Genomic DNA, 19,312 nt, shown 5'->3' on the forward strand with positions numbered 1-19,312 from the left:
CATAGTAAAATCAGATGCAAGGTTTTTGCACGGTTTATAGTGCTTTATCTTGCATTTTATCAGCAATTTATCCCGCTGAAATTCAGTCCTAGAAAGCTTCTTAGACTTCCTCAGCAAGCCCTATTTACGGATAACCATTTAACGTTCATCCTGATATACGAAAGCGTTGTATTGCTGATTCTGGTTTGGTTTCTGAAGAAACGAGGCTGGAGCTTTACACAATTAGGAGTCACACCCAAATGGAAGTCCACTTTCATAGGCATCGGACTCTTTATCGCGACCTGGATTGCTTGGATTCTCGTTTATGTTGCCTTAGTAGCGCTGTTTCCAGTCATTCAGGAAATCGAACAGAGCAGAACATCTACACCATCTAGCCTCGCTCTCTGGAGAATTGCACTTGTCTCAATGCTCAATCCAGTGTACGAAAGTCTGTTTGTCTGTGGCTATGTCGTTACTTTCTTCAAGAAGTCAAACAATCTCTGGATTGCAGTTCTGATCAGTACTGTAATTAGAACGGCTTATCATTTGTACCAACCTCTGTCTGGAATCCTCTCTGTATTCCTCATCGGTTTGATATTTGCATATGTGTATGCCAAAACCAATCGATTATGGGCAGTCATTGTTGCTCATGGAATCTTTGATTTCACAGGTTTGCTTGCATATAGCCTTCAGTCCTAACAAATTCTAAATTTGAATTTTTGAACTATCTCTGTGGAGGATAGGAAATGCTATCCTCCGTTTTTTCACGTCATCGTCCTGCGACTCCATCTTCTCTCGCGGCACGTTGAACAGCAGCAGAAACCACGGTTGCCACTCGTTCATCGAACACAGATGGGATGATATGTTCTCGATCGAGATCTTCTGTCTTAATCAAAGATGCGATCGCTAGTGCCGCCTGCAAATACATATTGGTCGTGAATGCCGAGGCTCGACAATCTAATGCACCCCGGAACACACCCGGAAACGCCAACACATTATTAATCTGATTCGGATAGTCGCTTCGTCCAGTTGCCATTACTGCAACATCCTCTCGAACTAACTCAGGCTGAATCTCAGGAATTGGATTTGCCATCGCAAACACGATCGGATCAGTTGCCATCGATTTCACCATTTCAGGGGTGACTACTCCAGGCGCACTCACACCCAAGAACACATCTGCACCCTTCATTGCATCAGCAAGCTTTCCAGATTGTTCTACTGCAAAGGCGCGTTTTTGATCGTTTAAGTCTGGTCGATCGACAGACAAAATCCCTTTCGAGTCACACATCGTGATCCCAGTTGCACCGCTTTTCTGTAATAGAGTTGCGATCGCGACTCCAGCAGCACCCGCACCATTAATCACAATCCGAATCTCTGACATCGGTTTCTTTACGAGCTTGAGTGCATTCGTCAGAGCCGCAAGCGTGACGATCGCAGTTCCATGCTGATCATCGTGGAACACTGGAATATTCAACTCTCGCTGAAGTCGCGCTTCAATCTCAAAACAGCGAGGAGCCGCAATATCCTCCAAATTCACGCCGCCAAACACCGGAGCAATTCGCTTCACTGTTTCGACAATCTCATCGGTGTCTTGAGTCGCTAAACAGATCGGGAACGCATCCAGTCCACCGAACTCTTTAAACAGCATCGCCTTCCCTTCCATCACAGGCAATGATGCCTCAGCCCCTAGATTTCCCAACCCTAAAACTGCGCTGCCATCGGTAACGATCGCCACCATGTTCTGTTTCACGGTCAATTCATAGACTCGCTTGGGGTCTTGAGCGATCGCAGTACAAATCCTTCCCACCCCAGGAGTGTACGCCATCGCGAGATCTGCCTGTCCTCTGAGGGGAATCTTACTAACAACGCTAATTTTGCCACCGCGATGCAGCGTGAAGGTTCGATCGTAAACATCCAGCACTTTGATATAAGGTAAATCTTTCACCGCTTGCACGATCGTTTCCGCGTGTTCGGTACTCGCAGCATCGACCGTAATATCTCGCATCGAAATATCGCGAGTTTGTTCAATGAGATCAATCTGTCCCATATTGCCGCCGAGGATCGAAATTGCTTTAGTAACACTGGCAAGCATTCCGGGACGGTTGGGAACCTGAAACCGGATCGTCAAGCTAAAACTGGAATTGGGAGTTAGAAGGTCTGACATGGGAGGAGTGATTTGCGACTCGGCAAATCTTACCGCACTTGAGGATCATGAATTGTAAATAGCGAACGACTAAGGATTATCTTCAAATGCCAACGTTATATACAGAAATTGAAATTCGCGCCGCTCGATCGCAGGTCTGGCAAATCCTGATCGACAAAGAGCGCTGGAAATATTGGAATACTTTCTTATACGATTGCGATCCTTCTCTGCCATTTGTAGAAGGTCGCGACGTGGCGCTTTCTTTGCTGCGAAATCCGGGAGAAGAGGAAGTCCAGTTTCGCCCGATCGTGACTCTGGTACAACCCAATTACTGTTTGAAATGGCTGTCTACCATTCCCGGTCTGCGAAATGAACACGTTTTAGAACTTCAAGATACTGGGGTCAATCAAACACGATTTCTGTACCAGCAGAATTTCTCTGGAACGTTGGCTCGATTCTTACTACCGTTCATCCGACAAGATGAGCGCAAAGGCATTCAGCGGATGGCATGGGAACTCAAGCAATATGCAGAAAAGCTCAATCGTTGAGAAGCTGATCGCGACGAATGACAGCATCAGAGCAATTTGGATTCAACTCGATCGCTTTTTCAAACGATGCGATCGCGTCCTGTCGCTTTCCACTCCGACTCAAGGCGACTCCGCGACTGTACCAAATACGATCGCTATTCGGGTTCAGACTCAGTGCCCGATCATAACTCTCGATCGCGCATTCATGTGACCCTAATCGATCGAGTGCATTTGCCTGGTTGTACCAAACTTCGTACAGCGTCGGACGAATTTCTAAAACTTGCTGGTAGCTTCTTAAAGCTTCTTCGTAGCGTCCCAAGCGATAAAACAGATTTCCCAAATTGTAGTGAGCAGCGGAAAAATGGGGTCGAGTTGCAAGAGCTTGCTGGTAACTGTCGATCGCTTCTTCAAATCGCTTCAGTTGAGTTAAGACAATTCCCCGGTTGTACCAGGCTTTCGTGTAGGTCGATTTGAGTTTGAGCGTTTCTTCGTAGCTATAAAGTGCTTCATAGCTTGATCCGAGTTTCAAGAGTGCATTAGCTCGGTTAAACCAAACCTTGTAGTTTGCGGGACACAGTTGAATCGCTTTATCGTAGCTGGCGATCGCTTCTGCGTACCGTTGAAGTTGAGACAGCGCCATTCCCTGCAAATTCCAGGCAGGCTCGTAATCCGCTTTGAGCAAAATCGATTCTTTGAAGCTCTCGATCGCATCGTGATATCGTTTGAGTCCATAGAATGCTTTTCCCCGTTCAAACCAGGCAACAAACGAACTCGGTTGACGCTGTAGAAGTTTATCGAGCGCCGCGATCGCGTCCTCATAAATCCCGGCTCGACTAAGTTGCCGAGCTTGCCTAAGGTAGAATTCGACTTGAGAATCGACGGTATCGCGCATAGCTGAACAAGGGTGAATGCAATCCCCGTTTAGTATGGACAGCGAAAAAGAAAAGCAGACGAGTTTAATCTCATCTGCTCTGATCTCAAAGAAATTGAACGTGCCGTGGCGAATAAAATTCGGTGGGCAACCCATCCGCTCTAAGAGGGAGGTTGAAAAGTAGCTGTTCATCGCCTGAATCGCCCCTCGAATGGAATTCGGGGCTATCGGAACGAAGTCTGTTGAAACAGACTGAAGAGTTGACTGCAAGGGCTTTCAGTCCCCTTCAGTGGACTTTGTTCCGATAGACCGTGATTTTCAATCACGGGCGAAATGTCATCGAAGTGAAGCGTCTTCCTATACTTTCCAAACACGCTCTAAACCTTGAGTGGTTCTTCCTGCCGCGATCGTGCGACTGGCGATTCGGCTGGAACTAATGTCGTGTCGGTGATAATCCGCGCTCCACGGGCACGAGTGACATAACTCCAAACCCACTGAATCATCACGATAAGCTTGTTCTCAAACTCAATCAAGAAGTAGACGTGCGCCACAATCCAGATAAACCAAGCAATAAAGCCAGACAGATGAACGCCACCGAGATTCGCCACGGCTGCATTTTGTCCAATCACCGCAAGGCTACCGAACTCTTTGTAGAGGAATCGATCGAGCGATCGGTTTTGTAATCTCGCTTTGATCAGTCGCGCCACATACTTGCCTTCCTGCATCGCTACAGGTGCAACTCCCGGATAAGGCTTTCCTTCGGGATCAGCACAGTGAGCCAGATCGCCAATCACAAAGATATTCGGATGATTTGGAACGCTGAGATCGGGTTCAACCATGACGCGACCGACACGATCGAGCGATGCCCCAGTGCGATCGCTAATCACACGACCGACTCCAGAAGCTTTCACTCCTGCTGCCCACAGAATCGTTTTTGCCGAAATTGTCTCGGTCTGATCGTCGGATTCGAGCGTCATTTTCTCGCCGTCGATCTGGGTCACTTTGGTTTTTGTCCGTACCGTGACACCCAATTTCGTCAATTGTTCAGCCGCTTTCACGGATAAATCAGCGGGATAAGGAGGCAAGACCCGATCCAACCCTTCGACCAATAAAATCTGAGTCTCGGTGGTATCAATGCTGCGGAAATCTTGCTTCAACGTATGGTTTGCGAGGTCTGCGATCGCGCCCGCCATTTCCACACCCGTCGGACCCGCGCCCACCACAACGAAGGTTAACAACGCCTTGCGCTTTTCGGGATCAGTCTCTTTCTCGGCTGCCTCAAATGCTAGGAAGATTCTGCGGCGAATCTCGATCGCATCTTCAACCGTTTTCAAACCAGGAGCATCATCTTTCCACTGATCGTTACCGAAGTAGTGATGGCTCGCTCCGGTTGCCACGATCAACGTATCGTAAGGAATCGCTCCCCGACTGGTGATCACTTGCTGGTTTTCAGAATCGATGTCTCTTGCTTCGTCCATTAAGACGCAGGCATTTTTTTGGCGGCTGAGAATCGATCGTAAAGGGGCAGAAATATCCGCAGATGAAAGGGTTCCAGTTGCGACTTGGTAGAGCAGCGGTTGGAACAGATGAAAATTGCGTTTATCAATCAAGGTCACATCTACATCGGCGTTTTTGAGACTCTGAGCGGCATACAAGCCACCGAATCCACCACCGATAATAACCACACGATGCTTGGGCGGTTGCGTCACAGGTTCCATAGGTTGTCAACAATGCTTATGTGGGCGGGTGAAAGCTAGAAAAGCGCACTCTGAACATAGGGATACAGTCCGAAGAGCCTAAAAATGATTGGGTGATTCAGTTCAACTCATCAATTTCGGTTCCTCGCTCCTCGTTCAAAAATGCCCGGTCTCTACTCAAGTGTAATTAGCCCGTTCGTAATTTTGTGACAAATTGTAACTGAAATTGAAAGATTTTACTATCGCGTCACAAAACGATGATATTCGAGTTGTTTCTTTCATCTTCTACGAGGTTCGAGACGGAAAAACAGGACAAATCTGAGAGTGTCTATTTTTTATGCTTCGTGCTCAAAGTAACGGCTATCTTCTGAGGTATCGACTCTATTGCTTTCAGGAGAGCCTCATGCAGAAGTACGACAATACAACTCAAGCTCATAGTAGCGCATGGATTTTTCAGGCGTGGGCATCGTTCGCGATTTCGGTGACGGCAACCACGATCGGAATTTGTTATCTGCCTGTAGACGGTTGGGTGAAGGGGTACATCGGAATGGGGACGCTGTTTACGGTGGCATCGACGTTTAGTGTGGCGAAGACGACACGCGATATGCACGAATCGAAACGGCTGGTCTCGCGAGTGGATGAGGCAAAATTAGAGCGGATTTTAACGGAACACGACCCATTTAAGAAGTAGTAATGGAGGTAGAGAGTGGGGGGTAGGGAGTAGGGAGTATAAGATAATTATTTTCTTACTCCCCACTCCCCACTCCCCACTCCCCACAATTCACTAAAATAAATCGCAGTCCCTCGATCGCTCTCTCCATGACTCAACCGCCTCTGCCCCCGCGCCGATCGCAAACCGTTCTCGGCAATTTCACCCAAGCTGTTAAAACGACACTCACGCGAATTAATTTCTCGAAGCTGAGATTAAAACCTGATGCGCGAGTTCCAGAATTATTAGTGCAAGATGCAGATGCACCGAAGGCACAGGTGTTTCCGCTATTGGGCGATCGCTATTCGATCGGACGCAGTTCTAAGTCGTGCGATATCGTGGTGCGAAATCCGGTGGTGAGTCAAGTTCATGCTGTGGTGAAGCGCGATCGTAAGCGGAAGTTTTTAGGATTGCCGACTCGATCGAGGTTTATGATTCGCGATGAAGGTTCGACGAATGGACTTTATCGCGGCAAACGTAAGCTGAAATCGAAAATTCTCTACAACGGCGATGTGATTTCTTTGGGTCCGCCTGAACTTGCTGCATCGGTTCGCGTTCAGTTTAAAGATCCCCTGCCTTGGTATCTCAAAACGATTCGATATGGATTGTTTGGAATTAGTGGGGTGACGGCTCTAACGGTGGCAGTCATTGGAATCGAATGGCAACGCTTTTCGGTTTATCCGTTGCCGGAATCGGTTCAGGGTCCGGTTGTGGTCAATTCGCGAGATGGACAACCGCTCCGGACACCGAGAACCGATCGACATGTTGAAATCCAAAATCTCTCAGATTTTTCTCAATTCCTACCCGATGCGGTGATGGCTTCTGAGGATTCGCGGTTCTTCTGGCATTTAGGCGTTGATCCGATCGGAACCACTCGCGCTCTGTTTACGAACGTTCGAGGCGGTGAAATCCGAGAAGGCGGAAGTACCCTGACTCAGCAACTCGCGAGAAGTATCTTGCCGGATTATGTTGGGCGACAAGATTCGGCTGGACGGAAAATTCGAGAAGCGATCGTTTCTCTCAAACTCGAAACCGTCTACAGCAAAGATTTTCTGCTGAAAATGTACATGAATCGGGTTTACCTCGGTAGCGGGATTTATGGCTTCGAGGATGCAGCACAATTCTATTTCGGCAAATCAGCTAAGGATTTGAGCTTATCTGAAGCCGCGACTTTAGTTGGAATTTTGCCTGCACCGAATAGTTTTAATCCAGTTACGAACTATAAAGCAGCGGTTGAATATCGCGATCGAGTTCTTGAACGAATGGCGCAACAGGGTATGGTGTCGCAAGAAGAAGCCGATCGTGCCCGTCGATCGCGGATTGAGATTAGTCCGAGAGCGCGGCAAGAATTACAAAGTGCGATCGCGCCTTATTTCTACAGTGCCGTGTTTGATGAACTCGAATCGCTGCTCGGTGGCAGTCTTGCGAGTGAAGGCAATTTCATTGTAGAAACGGGACTCGATCGACGAATGCAATCGAGAGCCGAAGCTGCTTTGAGAAATAGCGTCGAAACCAGTGGCGCAAGTGCGGGCTATTCGCAAGGTGCTGTGGTCACGCTGGATGCTAAAACGGGTGAAGTTCTCGCAATGGTAGGCGGCACTGATTATCGAGAGAGCCAGTTTAACCGGGCAACTCAGGCACTTAGACAGCCTGGATCGACCTTCAAAATCTTTGGGTACACAGCAGCTCTCGAACAAGGCATCTCTCCCGGAACCAGTTACTCTTGTGCGCCCCTAAACTGGGGTGGACAAGTTTATGCAGGCTGCGGAGGAGGTTCGGCAGATTTCTACACGGGAATGGCACAGTCGCTCAACGTTGTGGCACTGAGAATCGCTCAAGATGTGGGACTTGATAAAGTCGTGCAAACGGCACAGCGGATGGGTGTGAAGTCGAATTTAAAAGCGGTTCCGGGACTGGTTTTAGGACAAAGCGAAACAACCCCTTTAGAAATGACCAGTGCGTTTGGTGTGTTGGCAAATGATGGGGTTCGGAATCGTCCGCATACGATTAAGCGAATTCTCGACAGTGGAGACTGCAAGAATCGCGAAGATATCAATACTTGTCGGGTGATTTATCAAGCTGATCAGGATGGCGAGAACAATCAGCGAGTCATTCAACCGGAAGTGGCGCAAACGATGACGACTTTGCTCCAGGGCGTTGTGCGATCGGGAACTGGACGTGCTGCCGCGATCGGACTCGGTGAAGCAGGAAAAACCGGAACCACGAACGATAATAAAGACCTATGGTTTATTGGATATGTCCCAAGTCAGTCGATCGTAACTGGAGTTTGGCTTGGAAACGATAATAACGCTCCAACTGACGGAAATAGCGGGCTTGCTGCGAAACTTTGGGGCGATTATATGCGGCAGGTTGTGAAATAAGGTTCGTAACTTCCCTCCGCAGGAATACAGGTTGTAGTTCTGAAAAATTTTCAGCTATTGACTATGTTCAATTCGTGCTTCCGAAGAAATACGGATTGCTAATTCGCGTTTCGATGAGAATTTGCTAGATTGAGAAGCATCTGATTTATTTAACGAAAACTACCTGATTTCGGTCATTTTCCCGTAGTTATACAGCAGGGCTTGACCTCTTCCTTAAGGCGGATTGTGAAAAATCTTTGCAAAACCTTTAATACTTGCATGGATTGTAAATCTACCTTTACCGATTTGGCAGACCTCAGATGACAACTACAAGGGTGCAATTACGAAATTCGTCTTCTACCGCGCCGAAATCTGCGAAGTGTGATTCCCTTTTTGATGCTCACACCATGACATACTCCCTTTTGAATACGATCCCGCCTGAGCGGGTCGGTCTTAACGGCGAATATGACCATAGCGGTTTGGCGAAGCGAGTTCTTCAGGCTTTCCAAGCTCATTTCCCGACTCAAGATTTGGCAGGATTGCGAGTAAATCAACGTGGCAAGGTCGTGATCTTGCTGGGAAGTTTACAATCGACAAAATTATTAGACCAGTTAACGACGATCGCGCTCGAAGTGGATGGCGCGATCGATGTCGAAACTCACGGGATTCGATTTAGATAATCTCGAATTCAATGCCATACGTCGATCTCAAATCGCAAGTGTCGTGATCGACGATATTGGTGTCACTTAGTTCGAGATTGTAGAAATCAACCACGTCGCCATCGAAGTAGGGTCCGGCGTGCCAGGTTCCGATGTCGAGTTTGATGAAACAATTTCCGGGAATGCGGAATGCAGTGAGATCAGCGATCGCTGGATTTTCTGCTGTTCCTGGAGGCGCAACGACGATTAACCATTCTTTGCCTTCGAGCGAACCCAGACATTGAGTACATTGCTTGTGTCGAGTAATTTTATGAAACTTTCGCCCTCGATGCTTCAGGCACATGATGTAGAAGCGAGGAATGCCGTTCTGTAGATGCAATTGAGCATCTTCTTGATCAAAACTTTTCCCGTCATTTGAGGCTTGGATCAACTGCCCAAATGGACGAAAGTTTTCAGCGGTGATCAGACTGGCTTGAAGTTGTTGAATGGTTGGAGACGGCATTAAAATCTCTCCCGTGGTTTATGGTGAACCTTTCTTCAGATTGACGATCGATTTCTAAATTCCTTCTAGGATGCCATGAGTAACTCGTTACAGAGGATATAACTCATGAATACATTAAAACGAATTCGCCAAGCTGTATTGTTGGTTTTATTGATGGCAGTGGTGCTGTTTGCTCCGATGCAGGCGGCATTTGCGGCAGATCCGTCTTATTCTCCTGGTGCGCCTGATAGTCCGCTGAAGAAGGAAAAGACGCTGTTTGAAGGTCGTCGCAATGTCAGCACTGGAGAACAACCGCAGGCGAAAGATTTACCAGAGAAGATTCAGCAGGATTTGAAGAACATCGACAGCGATCGACCCAAGACGACGGGCGAATGGAATCGTGAAGCACAGGAAACCGCAGGCGAACCGGGTAAGCGCTTAGGTCGGATTGCAAAGGAAACGGGTGAAGCGGTGAAAGATTTTGGAGGAATGTATCCTGATACCGCAGAACGCAGTGGCGATGCGTTGCAAGAAAGTCTCGATCGTTCTAACTAATTCGTTTCGACTGGATGTTGACCGTAGTAGGGGAGTGCCTCCGACCAGTGGGGGCGCTCCCCTTTTTGCCAGTGTTGAACTGCGATCGCTAAAATTCCCTCAACAGATTGCCCTTGATTCGATTCCGCTTCAATTCGCTGATCCAGGGTGTGCTGTTCTAAACTTTTTGTCCATTGTTCTGCTGACATGACTGAATCGGGTTGCAATGCAATTCCATTCTGATAAATCGCTGTGTAGAGTTCGCCTCGTTGAGCAGGCATTTGAACCGCGATCGTTCCAGAGTGATTGTGTGCGATCGCAGCTAAACTCGAAATTCCGAACAATGGAATCTCTAACTGTTGTGCCAAAGTTCGAGCAGCAACGACTCCGATTCGAGTTCCAGTAAAGCCACCAGGACCGATCGCAACTGCAATAAAAGCAAGATCTTTCCAAGATTGCGGTTTGAGAAATTCTAATAGATGTGTGTGTAACGAGCTAGATAAGTCGCGACCGAGATTGAGAACGATCGATCGCTGATCTTCCTCAAAGTTAGAAATCGCCAATCCTAGATCCGGACTGCTGGTGTGAATGGCTAAACCGTACATCGTTACTTTCTCTTGATCTGCACTGAATAACATAAACGATCGCCGCGCGAAATCGATCTTCCATGTACGATCGCACAATTTCCTTCCGTATAAGCCGTGTGCTGATAAACAATCAATGGATGTCCAAGCGGCACTTCTAATAGTTCTCCTGTTTCATCATCCGCCTGTGTACATTCAATCACTGCATCAAGTTTTTCTGTAAAAATCCCATGCTTTTCCAGAGCCGTTAAGCTAAGTTTTTGCTTCAGATCCTTCTCATAAGCTTTTCCTAACTCTGGAGCAATGTAAGTGATATCAACACAGCCTGGAACGCCGTTAAATAACAGTACCTTCTTTTGAAAATAAGCGGACTTTACCGATAGTATTTTCCCAACTTCTGGCGGAACCATCACTAATTCAAATACTAACGATCGAACCGTTACCGTAACATCCTGTTCTGCCATATCTGCTTCAAGCAACAACGGACTAGAGAGCCTGTGAGTGACTTTTTGATGATCTGCAACGAACACGCCTTTTCCTTGTTGAACCGTGACTAAACCTTGCTGCATCAAATTCGCGATCGCTCGTCTTGCCGTAATCCGACTCACCTCAAACTCTGACATTAATTGGTGTTCGCTCGGTAGCTGATCGCCGGGTTTGTATTGTCCATTGATCATACGATCGCGGAGTTCTTTAGAGATCATACTGTGCAGAGGAATAGGCATCATTCGTAGCTTGAGATACAGCGATTTAGTGATATATTGCTATCTTGCTTGTTATAACAAGTCCAGCTTCTTAAGGAAAAAACGATGAGTTCATCTGTTTCTGAGTCTAACTTGGTTGAACCCGAATCAAAGCGTCCGTCACCGTTGAGTAACGAAGCTTTGAAGAACTTGAATACTCGATCGACCTCTAAAGGATTGTTCCAACTTTCGGCACACTTCACAATTCTGGGTATCAGTGGCTATCTTTGGGGCACGAATCTAGGGCATAACTGGTTCATTGCAATTCCCGCTGTGATTGTCTATGGATTCGGCTTCGCTGCAATGTTCGCACCCATGCACGAATCTTCTCACCGAACTGCATTCGAGAACAATTTATTGAATGATTCGGTTTGCTGGCTTGCAGGTGTGCTGTCTTTCTACAATGGTGCGTTCTATCGCCGCTATCACAAGTGGCATCATCGCTATGCTCAAGACTTTGATAATGATCCAGAGCTAAGTGATCCGCTTCCTCAAACCTTAGTAGATTATTTGATCATGCTAAGTGGCGCTTCTTGGTGGTGGGGCAAGCTGAAAACTCACTATAAAGTTGCCACTGGACAGCTAAAAGACTATCCGTACATTTCGGAAGAATCGCGGGATAGTGTCATGTTTGCAGTCCGATCGCAGTTAGCCGTTTATGGAATTGCGATCGCGATTTCTGTGATCGCTGGTCATCCTTGGTTTATTACCTATTGGCTTTTCCCCTTGATGGTTGGACAGCCGATGCTCCGAATGATTCTGCTTTCAGAACATACCGGATGTACGCATGATAACAATCCATTGACGAATACTCGATCGACAAAAACGCTCTTTCCGCTTCAGTTCTTGATGTGGAATATGCCGTATCATGCTGAACATCATCTCTATCCCTCGATTCCATTTCATCAATTACCTGCTGCACACCAACAGTTAAGAGAACATTTCACCTACAAAGATCAAGGCTATGTCGAAGTAAACTACAGCTTTGCTAAAAACCTTGTATGAGTCATTGTTTCACTCTGAAAGACTTTCCGCTGTACTGTGGTGCAACATTGCCCGAAGCCCAGATCGTGTATCAGACTTACGGGACATTGAACCACGATCGAACAAATGCAATCCTCTATCCAACCTCATACGGAGCGCAGCATACTGACATCGATTGGCTCATCCGCCCAGACGGAATCTTAGATCCAACCGAATGGTTTATTGTGATTCCGAATATGTTTGGGAATGGTCTATCCACTTCACCGAGCAACAGCGAGATTGAAATAGAAAGCATTTGGTTTAGTCACTACGACAATGTTCGTGCACAGAAACAGCTACTTGAGGAAGTCTTTCAGATTGAACAATTAGCTCTCATCTATGGTTGGTCAATGGGCGCACAACAGGCATATCACTGGGGTGCGCTCTTTCCCGATCGCGTTCTCAGAATTGCTGCTCTCTGCGGAACCGCTCGAACAACGGATCACAATCGCATCTTTCTCCAAAGCTTACGAACAGCATTAACCGCTGATCCAGCTTGGACAGGAACCCGATTTGAACGATTACCCGATCGAGGTTTTCGTGCCTTTGCCCATATCTATGCAAGTTGGGCAGCTTCCCAAGCTTTCTATCGTGAAGGTATCTATTACCAACTCGGCTACAGTTCCTTAGAGGATTACATTGCTCAATTCTGGGAGATGAACTATCGCAAACGTGATCCGCACAACTTGATAGCAATGATCGATACTTGGCTGCATTGCGATGTCAGCGACAATCCGACCTATCAAGGCGACTATATTGCTGCGATGAATGCGATCGAAGCCAAAACTTTTGTAATCCCTGCAACAACTGATTTGTACTTTACACCGGAAGATTGTGCAGCAGAAGCCGCTTTGATTCCGAATGCAGAATGTCATTCAATTGAATCTATCTGGGGACATCGAGCAGGCAATCCGTATCAATATCTGCCTGATGCTGCATTTATTCGATGGCTAATCCAAACCCTACTCCAACAATCACTATGACGCTTTCTCAAACCGCTCAAGCTCAAGGAATTCGCTACTTTCTGATTTCGTTCACTGACTTGTTTGGAGTCGCTCGATCGAAGTTAGTTCCAGCCGAAAGCATTGATCAAATGGCGACAAGTGGAGCGGGATTTGCGGGATTTGCAGCTTGGTTAGATATGACTCCGGCTGATCCAGATATTTTGGCGATTCCTGATGTCGATAGCTTGATCCAACTTCCTTGGCAGCCTGATGTTGCTTGGTTAGCAGCGGACTTGCACACAATCAATGGTGAACCTTTAGAACAAGCGCCTAGGGTGGTTCTGAAGAAGGTTTTACAACAAGCTCAAGACTTAGGCTATCGAGCGCGAACAGGTGTTGAATGTGAGTATTTTTTGCTGAGTGCGGACGGTGAGCAGATATCGGATTTGCGCGATCGACAAAGCAAACCTTGCTACGATCAACAGTCCCTCATGCGCCGATACGATGTCATTCGTGAAATCTGCGATGCAATGTTAAAACTCGGTTGGGGTGCATATCAGAACGATCACGAAGATGGAAACGGACAGTTCGAGATGAATTGGATGTATGCCGATGCGTTAATTACCGCCGATCGACAAGCTTTTTTCAAATATATGGTGAAGTCGATCGCAGAAAAGCATGGTCTCCGAGCCACTTTCATGCCCAAACCGTTTGCACATCTGACTGGAAATGGTTGCCACACTCATCTTTCACTGTGGGACAATGCGGGACAAGAGAATCTATTCTATGATCCTCAAGGCGAACTGGGACTCTCTCAACTCGGCTATCAATTTATTGCAGGTGTCTTACATTCGGCTGAAGCGCTTTGTGCCATTACGAATCCAACTATAAATTCCTACAAGCGCATCAATGCACCTGTGACTTTATCCGGTGCAACTTGGTCGCCAAATACTGCTAGCTACAGTGGCAACAATCGAACCCATACTATCCGAATTCCTGATGCTGGAAGGTTTGAGTTTCGTTTAGCTGATGGAGCCGCAAATCCTTATCTATTGCCTGCTGCACTGATTGCAACAGGGTTAGATGGTATTGTGCAGAAGCGCGATCCGGGGGTTCGACGAGACAACAATATGTATACTGATCCGCTGCCTGCAAGTGAAGTGAAACTGCTACCAAAAAACTTGCTAGATGCGTTGCGGAGTTTGGAAGCAGATGAAGTGATTTATCGATCGCTCGGTGAACCATTCACGAAAGCCTATCTCAACCTCAAACACCAGGAATGGAATCGGTTTACGAGTTGTGTGACACCTTGGGAATTGGAAAACACACTAGATTGTTAATATACCAGTAGATGTCTTAGGAACTATACGTACGCGAAATGTTTGCCACTATTGACATGATGCCGCAGTTGGAGCGGGTACAGGCGCAGCAGTCGGAACAGTAACCAATCGTCGCCATGCAGTTCGTAATACGGCGAATGGTGCAGCGGTCGGTGCTGTGATCAATGTTCTCACACCGAAGCCACGTCGATAGTTAAAGTTCACTAGATTCTGAGGGGTCAGGGTTTTCCTGATCCCTTATTTAATGCTTTCAAGTCCTCAATTAAATTCGTAAAGAATCGAGTAGCATCGACTTCTGTTGAGATCCAAGCGTTTGCAGGCTGTTTTGCGAGATTACGATCGTCGATCGCCGTCATTCCTCGCGTCCATCCTTCCCGCGTCTCAATCTGCACTCTCGCCCGTCTCCACACCATTGTTTCCGGGTAAAACAAATACCCCAAAGTCGCTGCATCATGCACTAAAAAGCCCAAAGTACCATCGGTTTCCCGATACTTCAAGGCAGTGCTAATCATGAACTCACAGAGATTTGTCAGGAATTTGGATAGTTCGCTGGTTGGGTTGGATTGAGCGTGCAGCGAAGCTGATCCGTACCGGATCGCATTTCCCATTTCTCTCGTAAATACCAATCGCCGCGTCACATCCAAGGAAGTAATCACCAAATCATCTCGACTGTTCAAAACAATCTCTGCTGCTTCTGGATCAAACCACAGATTAAATTCTGCATGAGGCGTAACGTTCCCTGGACAATGAAAAGCACCGCCCATAATGATAATTTCCTTAGCTTTTCTGAGAATGCCAGGATGTTTCTTCTCTGCCGCTGCAAGATTTGTTAGAGGCGCGATCGCAATGACGGTAATTTCTCCCGGCATTGCGTTTAATCGATCGATCAATATCTCATCCGAATATCGAGCCGTTTCATAGCGATGAACTGGAGCGGGAAGCTGTGCGGAGAGATTGCCCATACCATCAGAACCATGAATATGTGAGGCATCGTCTGAGGAGTGTGTGAGCGCAACTCCTCGCCCCACTTCCACCTCTGCCAACCCTCCTAAACTTAGAATCCGACTCGCACTAGAAAACGTCTTCTCAGTCGAAACATTCCCGCCTGCTGTCGTCACCGCAACAAGTTCTGCCAATCCCTGCTTCACCAAGCTCTGAAGCCAAAGCAGCGCAAAGATATCATCGCCACCCGGATCGGTATCGAGAATAATTTTAGGAACAGTAGGGAACATAAACAGATACTAAATCGATGAATGATTATCCAAATTCTATTTGAAATTAGTCTTTCAAAATCCGTGCGCTACAATCCTTCTTGAAAGCTTCTTAACACAGCTTACCGTATGAAAATCAAGGCAATTATTTGGCAAGAAGACGTTGTGTGGTGTGCTCTGTACCCGCTCTTCCTGGATGCCATGCTTGGGGAGAGAGCTACGAGCATTTATTAGAAATGCTGGAAGATGCGGTTCAGGACTGGTTGGAAGTTGCCAGCGATCGCGAAGAGCTTGAGCCAGAAAAGCAATTGATTGAGCTAACCCTACGAAAGCCATTTCCGGCAAAATGCTTTGCAAAATTGTAGAGCGAAATGGCTGGGAGCTAAAGCGAATTACGGGTTTGGAGTCGATCGGATTTGGTCGTTGCCAGGTCACACTGTCGGAGGAGAACTAATCATGGGTTGGAAATCTTATGATCTCGATCGCATTGCTCAAAAATTAGTCCTGAATGCCAGAACAAGAGATCCACAATCACTCAATCAGTCTCACAAGATGCGAATGGCAGTTGCTTATGGGCTAGAACGGTTTTGGGGTGAACATTTGCGCCTCAGTGGAAAAGAACAACAAAAATCAGACTACTGGAAAGAGACGTGGGATGAACTCGTTGCCATCATGAAACGAGCAGGCGTAACGATTCCCAATGATCCAGCCAATGTCAACAATGTTAAACAAGTCCAAGCAATGTCGGAGAAGCTATGGGCATTGAGATTAGAAGATCAACGAATCGCGATCGCAGTTCTGACCCAACTCTGTGATTGCATTGGTTTCCTGTTCGAGGTTGCCTTACTCAAAGGGATGAAGATAACCGGTGTGGTACTAAGCGACCAGTTAAATCGCTGCATCAGCTTTCACACGACTTTGAGAGCGAATCCAAGCAATCAAAGACGCGCCCAGAATTCTAGCCCCGAATGCGCCAATCAAAATATCAATTCCCAAAAAGAACGAAATCGATAGCTCTGGCAGCACACAATGAGCAATCACATCCCCAAACAGTGCCATACGTTGCACAATGAGGTAGCTTCCGACCACTGGGCAAAGGATGCCGACTAAAAGCTCGATCGCTAAAGCATTTCTCATAAACTCAAAGCCAAGCGGTTCTAGCAACACTTGAGGCATACTGATTAGCAAATAAGGGTTGAGTTGAGAAGCTCACTGCATCTAGTCCCCTCATCTCTCGATAGCTAACCGCTAACTGCTGAACCTTCAACATTCATTTAGATTTGAATTAAGTGAGAACGATTATCATTGTAGGATAAAGACGTTCATTTCAAACTTTAAAAAAGTATGGATAAACCATTTCGGCTGCGTTGGACTGTGGCAACGATCGCAATTGCTCTCAGTGGTTTCGCCTGCACGCCTCAGTCACCCTCCACTAATCAATCTGCCCCAACTCCGCAAGCCTCACCCGTGTCAGAAGGTGTCCCTAAAGTTGTTGCAACTAATACAATCCTCTGTGATTTAACCAGGCAGATTGCAGCAGCGACGGTGAATTTAACTTGTTTAGTCAAGCCGGGTGCAGATCCGCATGTCTATCAAGCGACTCCCGAAGATCGTAAAGCGATCGAGCAAGCCAATTTAGTGCTGTATGGGGGTTACAATTTTGAACCGACCCTGATCAAACTGATTCAAGCCTCATCTAATTCGGCTCCAAAAGTTGCAGTCAATGAACTTGCAGTTCCCAAGCCTCAGCAGTTTGAAGAAGATGGAAAAACCGAAGCTGACCCTCATGTCTGGCATAATGCTCAAAACGGAGTACGAATCGCAGAAGTGATTCGCGATAACCTTGCAAAAATTGCTCCGAACAATGCCACACTCTATGCGGACAATGCTAAAAAAGTAACCGGAGAAATCGGTCAAATTGATAGCTGGATCAAAACTCAGATCAGCACCATTCCTCAAGCTTCTAGAACATTAGTCACGACCCATGATGCACTGGGATACTATTCACAAGCCTATAACATTCCTGTTGCAGCCCTTGAAGGCATCAGCACCGAAGAAAAACCAACGGCTGCTAAGGTCAAAGAGCTAGTCGGGGAAATTCAAGAGAAAAAAGTCCCGACGATCTACGCCGAACTCTCGGTCAATCCGCAGGTGATTCAAACGGTCGCGAACGAGGCAAACGTCAAGGTTGCTGAAGCAGAGATCTATGCAGATGGATTGGGTGAAGCAGGGAGTCGTGGAGAGACTTATCAAAAGATGCTGATTGCAAATACAATAGCGATCGTTGAAGGATTGGGAGGTCAACTGACTCCGTTCCAATCGAAATAGTTAGCGCGACTCTAGAAAACAATGACAATCAGGCTTCTCAATCAACGATTCAACCAGCGCATTTAAAGCTGTTGCCGCTAATAGTCCTCCGCCCAAGGTTCCAGCGATCGTAATCGAGGGAATCTCTAAGTGTATTAATTGTCGTTTTGCGGCAGGCGCATGACTAAACCCGATCGGCATTCCAATCACTAAAGCAGGCTGAATCTGCTGATTTTGAACTGCATGACAGACCGCAAGCAATATCGAAGGTGCATATCCAATCACAACAATCGATCCCATTGAAATTTGCTCAATGCTCTCTTGTAGAGCTTGTTCTCGCCAAAATGCTTGCTCTGCTTCGGGTGCAGAAGAAATGTGTGGATTCTCAATCAAGGCTTTAACGGTGCAACCGAGATGAGCGAGACGAGTTTGATCTAACAGAGCTGCGATCGCAGCAACATCCGTCACAATCTGACATCCTGCTTTCAATGCGGTTCGACTCGCCGCGATCGCGCCATGATTCAGCTTCACAAACGGAATTAAACTGACATCCCCGCAGGCTAGAACCAATTTAGACAGCAAATCTATCTCAATCTCAGAGCGATCTGAAAGATTTGGTAACAACTGTTGCAGCGACTCTATAAACATTTCAGGATGAGCATCTACGGCAGCATCTAACCCGTTCCAAAGCTGCTCCAACTGATCTAAATTCGATTGAGTTTCGATCTCTAATAACTTAAGTTGTGCGATCGCATCTGCTTGAATCGCTTGGCACTGTCGATCGCGCCCCAATAATCCCTCTAATGCCGTCGCAGTTTGCCGAAGGCGGATCATTTGCTGCATCACCGCAGAATATTGTTGTTGCAGTTGTGAGATGAGCGTCTGGGATGTCTCTGTATCATCGGCTTCAAGCAGCTTGCGGATATGAGAAAGCTGGAATCCTTGCTGCTTGAGTGCCACAATTCGCTTCAGTCGCTTCACATCTTGATCCGTGTAAAGGCGATAATTTCCTGACGATCGCTGCGGTTGCGGCAAGAGTTCTAATTGATGGTAATGGCGCACCATCCGAGGCGTGATTCCGGCTCCAACCGCCTCCGTGAGTTCTTTAATCGTAAGAGACTGCATTGACGTGACTGTAAACGCTTTCTTCTTGACATTAACACTGATGTCAACGTTTAGCCTGGGAATATCGCGACAACA

General features: G+C 47.0%; 21 protein-coding genes. 11 read left to right on the top strand and 10 right to left on the bottom strand.

All coding sequences use genetic code 11. The features are described 5' to 3' along the window. Window positions 1–678, top strand: a 678-nt coding sequence (locus tag ACQ4M5_RS31050; RefSeq protein ID WP_430679676.1) for a CPBP family intramembrane glutamic endopeptidase, incomplete at its 5' end; no start/stop codon positions are given. Between the two features lie 70 nt (window positions 679–748). Here ACQ4M5_RS31050 and ACQ4M5_RS31055 read toward each other — a convergent pair. Beyond that, window positions 749–2,143 (bottom strand): malic enzyme-like NAD(P)-binding protein, encoded by a 1,395-nt coding sequence (locus ACQ4M5_RS31055; RefSeq protein ID WP_430679677.1) that lies wholly within the window; start codon window positions 2,141–2,143, stop codon window positions 749–751. 86 nt (window positions 2,144–2,229) lie between these two features. Here ACQ4M5_RS31055 and ACQ4M5_RS31060 point away from each other — a divergent pair, with 86 nt between their 5' ends. Further along, a complete protein-coding gene (locus ACQ4M5_RS31060; protein ID WP_430679678.1) occupies window positions 2,230–2,670 on the top strand; it encodes an SRPBCC domain-containing protein in 441 nt (146 codons plus the stop codon). Here ACQ4M5_RS31060 and ACQ4M5_RS31065 read toward each other — a convergent pair. Both ACQ4M5_RS31065 and ACQ4M5_RS31070 read right to left on the bottom strand, forming a co-directional pair. Then, a complete protein-coding gene (locus ACQ4M5_RS31065) occupies window positions 2,660–3,541 on the bottom strand; it encodes a tetratricopeptide repeat protein (protein WP_430679679.1) in 882 nt (293 codons plus the stop codon). The two genes, ACQ4M5_RS31060 and ACQ4M5_RS31065, sit on opposite strands and share 11 nt — an antisense overlap. Window positions 3,542–3,897: 356 nt before the next feature. Further along, window positions 3,898–5,238 carry an NAD(P)/FAD-dependent oxidoreductase gene (locus ACQ4M5_RS31070; RefSeq protein WP_430679680.1) on the bottom strand — a complete coding sequence of 447 codons (1,341 nt, stop codon included), beginning with the start codon at window positions 5,236–5,238 and terminating at the stop codon, window positions 3,898–3,900. A 382-nt stretch (window positions 5,239–5,620) separates the two neighbouring features. Here ACQ4M5_RS31070 and ACQ4M5_RS31075 point away from each other — a divergent pair, with 382 nt between their 5' ends. The 3 genes from ACQ4M5_RS31075 to ACQ4M5_RS31085 all read left to right on the top strand — a co-directional run bounded on the left by ACQ4M5_RS31075 (window position 5,621) and on the right by ACQ4M5_RS31085 (window position 8,966). Beyond that, entirely contained in the window at window positions 5,621–5,908 is a 288-nt protein-coding gene (locus tag ACQ4M5_RS31075; RefSeq protein WP_430679681.1) for a YiaA/YiaB family inner membrane protein, read from the top strand. Between the two features lie 128 nt (window positions 5,909–6,036). Beyond that, window positions 6,037–8,307: a PBP1A family penicillin-binding protein gene (locus tag ACQ4M5_RS31080; RefSeq protein WP_430679682.1), complete on the top strand. Its 2,271-nt coding sequence runs from the start codon at window positions 6,037–6,039 to the stop codon at window positions 8,305–8,307. Window positions 8,308–8,693: 386 nt separating this feature from the next. Further along, complete coding sequence (locus ACQ4M5_RS31085; RefSeq protein ID WP_430679683.1) at window positions 8,694–8,966, top strand: phospholipid-binding protein; 273 nt, start codon at window positions 8,694–8,696, stop codon at window positions 8,964–8,966. Here the strand turns inward: ACQ4M5_RS31085 and ACQ4M5_RS31090 are convergent. After that, window positions 8,959–9,447, bottom strand: a complete 489-nt coding sequence (locus ACQ4M5_RS31090) for an ureidoglycolate lyase (protein ID WP_430679684.1) — start codon at window positions 9,445–9,447, stop codon at window positions 8,959–8,961. The genes ACQ4M5_RS31085 and ACQ4M5_RS31090 overlap by 8 nt on opposite strands. 105 nt (window positions 9,448–9,552) lie before the next feature. Here ACQ4M5_RS31090 and ACQ4M5_RS31095 point away from each other — a divergent pair, with 105 nt between their 5' ends. Then, a complete protein-coding gene (locus ACQ4M5_RS31095; protein WP_430679685.1) occupies window positions 9,553–9,981 on the top strand; it encodes a hypothetical protein in 429 nt (142 codons plus the stop codon). Here ACQ4M5_RS31095 and tsaB read toward each other — a convergent pair. Together tsaB and ACQ4M5_RS31105 are read right to left on the bottom strand one after the other, a co-directional pair. Further along, window positions 9,978–10,598, bottom strand: a complete 621-nt coding sequence (tsaB, locus tag ACQ4M5_RS31100; protein WP_430679686.1) for a tRNA (adenosine(37)-N6)-threonylcarbamoyltransferase complex dimerization subunit type 1 TsaB — start codon at window positions 10,596–10,598, stop codon at window positions 9,978–9,980. The genes ACQ4M5_RS31095 and tsaB overlap by 4 nt on opposite strands. Further along, window positions 10,568–11,248 carry a GntR family transcriptional regulator gene (locus tag ACQ4M5_RS31105; protein WP_430679687.1) on the bottom strand — a complete coding sequence of 227 codons (681 nt, stop codon included), beginning with the start codon at window positions 11,246–11,248 and terminating at the stop codon, window positions 10,568–10,570. The genes tsaB and ACQ4M5_RS31105 overlap by 31 nt, the downstream gene beginning before the upstream one ends. Window positions 11,249–11,353: 105 nt before the next feature. Between ACQ4M5_RS31105 and ACQ4M5_RS31110 the strand changes: the two genes are divergently transcribed. The 3 genes from ACQ4M5_RS31110 to glnT are packed head-to-tail and all read left to right on the top strand — an operon-like array spanning window position 11,354 to window position 14,594. Further along, window positions 11,354–12,292, top strand: coding sequence for a fatty acid desaturase (locus ACQ4M5_RS31110; protein WP_430679688.1), 939 nt, complete (start codon window positions 11,354–11,356; stop codon window positions 12,290–12,292). After that, window positions 12,289–13,293, top strand: a complete 1,005-nt coding sequence (locus tag ACQ4M5_RS31115) for an alpha/beta fold hydrolase (protein WP_430679689.1) — start codon at window positions 12,289–12,291, stop codon at window positions 13,291–13,293. The genes ACQ4M5_RS31110 and ACQ4M5_RS31115 overlap by 4 nt, the downstream gene beginning before the upstream one ends. Further along, window positions 13,290–14,594 (top strand): type III glutamate--ammonia ligase, encoded by a 1,305-nt coding sequence (gene glnT, locus ACQ4M5_RS31120; RefSeq protein ID WP_430679690.1) that lies wholly within the window; start codon window positions 13,290–13,292, stop codon window positions 14,592–14,594. The genes ACQ4M5_RS31115 and glnT overlap by 4 nt, the downstream gene beginning before the upstream one ends. A gap of 48 nt (window positions 14,595–14,642) precedes the next feature. Here glnT and ACQ4M5_RS31125 read toward each other — a convergent pair whose 3' ends face one another. Both ACQ4M5_RS31125 and ACQ4M5_RS31130 read right to left on the bottom strand, forming a co-directional pair. Further along, window positions 14,643–14,798: a hypothetical protein gene (locus ACQ4M5_RS31125; protein ID WP_430679691.1), complete on the bottom strand. Its 156-nt coding sequence runs from the start codon at window positions 14,796–14,798 to the stop codon at window positions 14,643–14,645. 14 nt (window positions 14,799–14,812) lie between these two features. Next, complete coding sequence (locus ACQ4M5_RS31130) at window positions 14,813–15,826, bottom strand: nucleoside hydrolase (RefSeq protein WP_430679692.1); 1,014 nt, start codon at window positions 15,824–15,826, stop codon at window positions 14,813–14,815. Between the two features lie 146 nt (window positions 15,827–15,972). On the opposite strand from ACQ4M5_RS31130, the gene ACQ4M5_RS31135 reads away from it, so the two are divergent. Next, entirely contained in the window at window positions 15,973–16,170 is a 198-nt protein-coding gene (locus ACQ4M5_RS31135) for a type II toxin-antitoxin system HicB family antitoxin (protein ID WP_430679693.1), read from the top strand. Window positions 16,171–16,693: 523 nt separating this feature from the next. On the opposite strand, the gene ACQ4M5_RS31140 is transcribed toward ACQ4M5_RS31135, so the two are convergent. Beyond that, entirely contained in the window at window positions 16,694–16,981 is a 288-nt protein-coding gene (locus tag ACQ4M5_RS31140) for a metal ABC transporter permease (RefSeq protein WP_430679694.1), read from the bottom strand. A 168-nt stretch (window positions 16,982–17,149) separates the two neighbouring features. Here ACQ4M5_RS31140 and ACQ4M5_RS31145 point away from each other — a divergent pair, with 168 nt between their 5' ends. Next, the gene (locus tag ACQ4M5_RS31145; RefSeq protein WP_430679695.1) at window positions 17,150–18,133 is read left to right on the top strand and encodes a metal ABC transporter solute-binding protein, Zn/Mn family; all 984 of its coding nucleotides are present in this window, start codon (window positions 17,150–17,152) and stop codon (window positions 18,131–18,133) included. Here ACQ4M5_RS31145 and ACQ4M5_RS31150 read toward each other — a convergent pair whose 3' ends face one another. After that, on the bottom strand, window positions 18,134–19,237 hold the full coding sequence (locus ACQ4M5_RS31150; RefSeq protein WP_430679696.1) for a precorrin-8X methylmutase: 1,104 nt from the start codon (window positions 19,235–19,237) through the stop codon (window positions 18,134–18,136). Window positions 19,238–19,312 lie beyond the last annotated feature (75 nt).

Source organism: Leptolyngbya sp. AN10, assembly GCF_050565645.1.
Lineage (GTDB): Bacteria > Cyanobacteriota > Cyanobacteriia > Leptolyngbyales > Leptolyngbyaceae > Leptolyngbya.